5 protein-coding genes and 1 pseudogene are annotated in these 6,117 nt (G+C 73.3%); 5 read left to right on the forward strand and 1 reads right to left on the reverse strand.

Annotated features, from left to right (window positions below):
* Window positions 1–1,245 (forward strand): annotated as a pseudogene (locus tag ABYE80_RS15830) (hypothetical protein); the annotation flags it as partial.
* A 9-nt stretch (window positions 1,246–1,254) separates the two neighbouring features.
* Here the strand turns inward: ABYE80_RS15830 and ABYE80_RS15835 are convergent.
* Window positions 1,255–1,713: an Lrp/AsnC family transcriptional regulator gene (locus tag ABYE80_RS15835; RefSeq protein WP_372791274.1), complete on the reverse strand. Its 459-nt coding sequence runs from the start codon at window positions 1,711–1,713 to the stop codon at window positions 1,255–1,257.
* Between the two features lie 67 nt (window positions 1,714–1,780).
* Between ABYE80_RS15835 and ABYE80_RS15840 the strand changes: the two genes are divergently transcribed.
* The 4 genes from ABYE80_RS15840 to ABYE80_RS15855 all read left to right on the forward strand — a co-directional run.
* On the forward strand, window positions 1,781–3,889 hold the full coding sequence (locus tag ABYE80_RS15840) for a DUF6421 family protein (RefSeq protein WP_372791269.1): 2,109 nt from the start codon (window positions 1,781–1,783) through the stop codon (window positions 3,887–3,889).
* On the forward strand, window positions 3,886–4,641 hold the full coding sequence (locus tag ABYE80_RS15845) for an SDR family NAD(P)-dependent oxidoreductase (protein WP_372791270.1): 756 nt from the start codon (window positions 3,886–3,888) through the stop codon (window positions 4,639–4,641). Before ABYE80_RS15840 ends, ABYE80_RS15845 begins: the two co-directional genes overlap by 4 nt.
* Window positions 4,638–5,678 carry a low specificity L-threonine aldolase gene (locus ABYE80_RS15850; RefSeq protein WP_372791272.1) on the forward strand — a complete coding sequence of 347 codons (1,041 nt, stop codon included), beginning with the start codon at window positions 4,638–4,640 and terminating at the stop codon, window positions 5,676–5,678. Before ABYE80_RS15845 ends, ABYE80_RS15850 begins: the two co-directional genes overlap by 4 nt.
* 183 nt (window positions 5,679–5,861) lie before the next feature.
* Window positions 5,862–6,117: hypothetical protein (locus ABYE80_RS15855; RefSeq protein ID WP_372791273.1), on the forward strand; the 256-nt coding region annotated here is incomplete at its 3' end.

Below are 6,117 nucleotides of genomic sequence, written 5' to 3' on the forward strand. Positions count from 1 at the left end.
CAGCCGCGGCCGCGGATCGTCGGTGACGACATCACGCACGGCTCGCAGGCCGAGGCGGCGGTGCGCGTGTTCGATCGTGGCATCGTGCGCGGCATCGACATCGACGTGACGCAGGCGTTCCAGTCCTCGGTCGCAAGCGTGACGGGGCTGCGTCTGGAGGGGGCCGGAGCGCTCGCGGAACAGGTTCGCGTCACCGCGACGGGGACGGCAGCGGGGTTCGCGCGGGGTGCCGATGTGTCGGACGGGGCGACGCTGCGGGACAGCCGTGTCCGCGCGAGCGGCCCAGCCCGCGACCGGGTGCTGGGTCTTCTCACGGGTCGCGCGACGATCGTCGGCGCGACCGTGGTCTCGGACGGGACCGGGATGTTCACCTCGGCGTGCGCGGACCGAGCCGATGCGGTCACGGCCACGGTGCACAACTCCATCGTCCGGGGCGGGTCCGAGGGGACCGACCGCGACGTCGTCGCGCAGGCACCGCAGACGTGCAGCACGATCGAGGGGTCGCCCACCGAGACGAGCGCGGTCACCGTCAGCAGTTCGAACTTCCGTCCCGACCGGTCGTCCGGCGCGATCACGTCCGGGTCGGGCAATCAGACGGTCGCCCCGGCCCTCGATGCATCCCTGGCGCAGGTGCCGGGGTCGCCGACGATCGACGCGGGCACCGCCGATCCGCGGCAGGGCGACGCCGACGCCGACGGCGACCCGCGCGTCGCCGGGGCGGCGGTCGACATCGGCGGGGACGAGTTCGCCGCTGCGCCGGCGCCCCCGTCGGGCGCGGCGCCCGCCCCGCAGACCGGGGCGCCCGCGGGCGGAGCACCGTCGGGCCCGGCGCCCGGACCGACGGATCCGGCACCAGCTCAGGTGCCCGCCCCCGACCGCCTCGCCCCGAGCCTCGGCAAGGTGTCGCTGACCCCCACCACGGTCAGGCGCCGGCGCGGCACGGTCCTGAAGCTGACGCTCTCGGAGCCCGCGACGGTCGTGGTGCGTATCGAGCAGGTCCGCCGGGGACGCCGGGCCGGGAAGGCGTGTTCCCTGCGGGCCCGGCGCGGCAAGCGCTGCACCGTGACCCGACTGCAGCGCACGATCACGACGAGGCGGTCCAGCGGCCCGGCGCGGATCACGGTGCCGACGAGGAGCGCAGCGAAGGTCCTCGCGGTCGGCTCCTACCGGCTGGTGATCACGGCGACGGACGCCGCCGGCAACCGGTCGGCGAAGCGGACGGTCTCGTTCACGGTCCGCCGGTAGCGGCGCCGCTCAGCCGGCGGGGTCCTGCTCGCCCCGCCGGTGCACGAGCCGTGACAGCACCACCTGCGATCGCGTGCGGACGACGGTGCCGTCGGACTGCAGCCCGCGGATGAGCCGCTCGAGGTCCGCGTTGTCGCGTGTGCGCACACGCGCGAGGGCGTCGGCCTCGCCGGTGACGCTCCAGGCCTCGACGACCTCCGGGACCGCGCGGAGCGACGCCGCGACCTCGTCGAGGGTGACGCCCGGACCGTAGAACAGCTCGATGAGCGCCTCCGCGCCGTAGCCGAGCGCCTGCTGGTCCACGACCGCGGTGAACCCGCGCAGGGTGCCCTCCCGGCGCAGCCGGTCCACGCGGCGCTTCACCGCGGGGGCCGACAGCGACACACGTCGCGCGATGTCGTCGTAGGTCCTGCGCCCATCATCGGTCAGGAGCGCAAGAATCTGGCGGTCGACTTCGTCCATGCGCAGGATTCTGACGCAGATTGCAGCGGGATAGGCATTGAGCGCCGTCGGGGGTCGTCCGTACCCTTCAGCCATGTCGCTCGTGCACGCCCCTGCCCACGTCGCCCGCGTCCTGTTCGACGAGGCGCACGGCGAAGCGTGGACCATCTCCCGGGAACGGGCGGCGGTGCTGCAGCCCGCCCATCCCCAGGACTCCTCCTACGCGGAGGCCGCGCAGGCCCTGGCGGGCCGCGAGCTCGACGTCGTCGCGCACAGCGACGGCCCGCTGGACGCCACCGCGCTCGCCGGGGTCGACGTCCTCGTGATCGCCCACCCGTCGGAGGCCAAGTGGGAGAAGACCGACGGCCGCTCACCCGTGTTCACCGCGGCGGAGATCGACGCGATCGAGGCATGGGTGCGCGGAGGCGGCGGCCTCGTCGTGCTCGGCGAGACCGAGCAGGACAAGTACGGCTCGAACCTCGGGGAGCTCGTGGGCCGGTTCGGCCTGGGCTTCGCGAACGCCACGGTCTACGACTACGCCCACCAGCACGACGGCAACCCGGCCTGGGTCCTCGCCGAGCGCGGGCCGGGGCGCACGGCCGTCGCGGGCGCGGACCTGCTGGCGCGCGTCGAGACGGCAGCCTTCTACCGCTCCGGCGCGCTGGAGCTGCGCAACGGCGCGACGCCGATCCTGCGCACGAGCGCCACCGCCGATCCGGCCGCGGCGCCCGTCATGGCCGTCACGACGGCCGGCGCAGGTCGCGTGGCGGTGTTCGCCGACAGCGACCTGTTCGGCGACGACTGCATCGGCGACCTCGATCACCGCACGCTGTGGATCGACACCATCACGTGGGCGGCGCACGCCGCGTTCGCGCGGGCCGGGGGAGAGCCCGACCACGGCCCGGTCCTCGCCGACCCGCGCTGGCGGACGCTGAAGGCCGAGGTGGACGCGCTGCGGCTGCTGCAGGAGCCCGACGGCAGCGTCGACACGGCCAGGCACGATCGCGGCGACCTCACCGACCGCGTGGGTCGCATCGCGGACGCCGTGCGCGGCCTGCGCCCGCGCTTCCCGCACCAGGCGGCGTACGTCGACGCGGTGATCGCGGATCTGCACCGCTGGGTGCAGGAGGACTTCGCGCGTCCGGACTTCTCGACCGCGTTGCACGAGTTCCGTCCCGACCTGCACCGCCGCGACGGGATCCAGCATCTCGTGCTGTTCCCGATGTACACCCAGAACGGCTCCCGCGACACCCGCTTCGAGGCCCTCGTCGTCGAGGTCCCGTGGCCGCAGTGGCTCGCCGAGCTCGAGGCCGGCCGCTACGACAACCCGAAGTTCGTGCCGGTGACGTTCGTGGACCGCACCGCCGGCTACGACAGCGAGTGCGCGGTGCTGTTCCCGGAGACCTTCGCGACCGCGGCCCCGCCCGAGAACCACTTCGGCGCGATCTTCTGCGACCGCGAGGCCGAGCGCTTCCGCCGCATCTGCGGGGCCGCGACCGAGATCCTCGGCGTGAACCTGCCCGCCGACGCGGCGGCGCTGCTGGCCTCGCCGCGCATCTCCCAGGAGGCGTTCGTCCTGTGGGACCTCATCCACGACCGCGCCCACAGCCGGGGCGACCTGCCGTTCGACCCGTTCATGATCCGACAGCGCATGCCGTACTGGATGTACTCGCTGGAGGAGCTCCGCTGTGATCTCACCGCGTTCTCCGAGGCGGTGACGCTCGAGCGCGAGGGCTTCGCCTTCGCCCGCCACGTGCAGACGGCGATCCTCTTCGACCGGCTCTTCCGCTTCCCCGTCACCGGAACGCGCGTGCGCAACTACGACGGGCTCGGCGGTCAGCTGCTGTTCGCGTTCCTGCACGAGCGGGGCACCATCCGCTGGACCGACAACCGCCTGACGATCGACTGGAAGGACGTCGCCGACGGTGTCGTCGCGCTTCGTGAGAAGGTGGAGGCCCTGTACCGCACCGGCATCGATCTCCCGAAGGTCCGTTACTGGATGACCGCCCACGATCTCGTCAGCACCTACGTCGCCCCGAACGTCACGTCCGTCTGGGCGGGCGGTGCCGTCGCGCTGCGCGATGAGCCCGACCCGAAGCGGTGGATCGACGCCGTGCAGGACGACGAGTTCCCGCTCAGCGTCTTCTACACGCAGCTGCAGCCCAAGCTCGAGCCCGCGCTCGCCGGCGGGAGCCGCGCATGAGCGACGCCAACGCGGGACCCCTCGAGGGCCGGGTCATCGCGATCGCGGGAGCGACCGGGGGCCTGGGGCCGAGCGTGGCGCGCGCCTGCGCCGCCGCCGGCGCCACGATCGCGCTCGCCGACCGCGACGCCGGCAAGCTCGATGAGCTGGTCGCGGACCTGGAACTGCCGCAGTACCGCGTGGACTCCCACGTCGTCGACCTGCTCGACGAGGAGGCGACCCGGGCCTGGTGCGCCGCCCTGGTGGCGCGCTTCGGCAGCGTCTCGGGTGTCGCGCATCTCGTGGGCGGCTGGCGCGGCGGGGAGCCGCTGGAGACCGCGCCGCTCGAGGACTGGGCCTTCCTGCACGACCTGCTCGTGCGCACCGTCCAGCACACCAGCCGGGCGTTCAGCGCCTCGCTGCTGGCGTCGGGCCACGGTCGCTTCGTGCTCGTCAGCAGCAAGCAGGCGCAGGCGCCGACCCACACCAACGCCGCCTACGCCGCCGCGAAGGCGGCCGCCGAGGCGTGGACCCTGGCGCTGGCCGACGGCTTCGCCACCGCGACCGCGGAGGGCTCGGGCAAGGCGACCGCCAACGTCGTGGTCGTGGACGCGATCGCCACGCCCGCGATGCGGGAGGGCAAGGGGGAGGACGCCTTCCGCACCTTCACGGACGCCGAGGATCTCGCGTCGGCGATCTGCGGCGTGTGCGGTGACGGCGCCAGCGCGATGAACGGCCAGCGGGTGCAGTTGCACGGCGGGTCGCGGCGGTGACGGCGTTCGCCAGCGACAACTACGCGGGCGCCCATCCCGCGGTGATGGCGCAGGTCGCGAAGGCCAACGAGGCCGGGCACGTCGTCGCCTACGGCGGGGATCCCGTGACCGCGGAGGCGACGGAGCTCGTGCGCGAGCACCTCGGGTCCGACGCCGAGGTCTTCTTCGTCTGGGGCGGCACGGCCGCGAACGTCCTGTGCCTGGAGTCCCTGGCGCCCCTGCACCATCAGGCGGTGGTGTGCGCCGAGAGCGCGCACATCTACGTCGACGAGGGCGGGGCGCCGGAGCGGCTGCTGAGCCGCAAGCTCCTGCCGGTCGCCACCCCGGACGGCAAGCTCACGCCGGAGCTGGTGGCCTCGCGGCTGATCCGGTTCGGCGACTGGCACGCGGTGCAGCCGAAGGTCATCTCGATCACGCAGTCCACCGAGCTGGGCACGCGCTACACCCACGCGGAGATCCGCGCGCTGGCCGACGTCGCCCACGAGCGCGGCATGCTGCTGCATCTCGACGGGGCCCGCATCATGAACGCCGCGGCGGGCATGGGGTGCTCGCTGCGGGAGGCGACCCGCGACCTGGGCGTCGACGCGCTCTCGCTGGGTCTGACCAAGAACGGTGGCCTGGGGGCCGAGGCGGTCGTCCTGTGGGACGCCGCGCACGCCGAGGGCTTCCAGTGGCGGCGCAAGTCCGCGATGCAGCTGGCGAGCAAGCACCGCTATCTGGCGGCGCAGGCGATCGGGCTGCTGCAGGACGACCTGTGGCGTCGCAGCGCGCTGCACGCCAACGCGATGGCGCAGCGCCTGGCCGCCGGTGTCCGGGAGGTGCCCAGGGTGCGCGTGACCCAGGAGGTCCAGGCGAACTCGGTGTTCGCCGTGTTGCCCGTCCCGCTGCGCGACGCCCTCTACGCCGAGGGCTTCATCTTCTACGTGTGGGACGAGGGCGCGGGCGAGGTCCGCTGGATGTGCTCCTGGGACACGACCGAGGCGGACGTCGACGCGTTCGTCGACGCGGTGGCGCGACACGGTCACGCACAGGCGTGAGCGGCGCCCCGCGACGGTCCGGAAACCCGTAGATCCGCCCGCGTCGACAGCTGCAGCGGGTATCGCTGTTGCGACAGTACGCTGCACTTGTCTTTCTGGCGCGCGGGCACTAGGTTGCCGCCTGTCCGATGGCGCGGGGCTCTCGGACAGGCCCGTTCCCGGGCACTATCTGCGGGAGATCAGATGCGGTTCAAGGTCCAGGCTCGGTGCGTTGCCCGCATCGTCGGTGTCGCCACGGTGGTTGCACTCGCCTCGGCGACGCCCGCCCACGCGCAGCTCGGCGGCATCGTCAAGAAGCCGACGTCCGCGGTCAGCACCGCGGTCTCGGGCACGGCCGCGACCGCCCTGCCGTCCACGGGTGCCGTGCTCTCCGGCGACCAGGGGCTGCTGCCCACCGCCTCGCAGTTGCTCTGTCCCACGGCGCAGAGCCTGGCGGACA

Origin of the sequence: Paraconexibacter sp. (genome assembly GCF_041602235.1) — a bacterium.
Lineage (GTDB): Bacteria > Actinomycetota > Thermoleophilia > Solirubrobacterales > Solirubrobacteraceae > Paraconexibacter.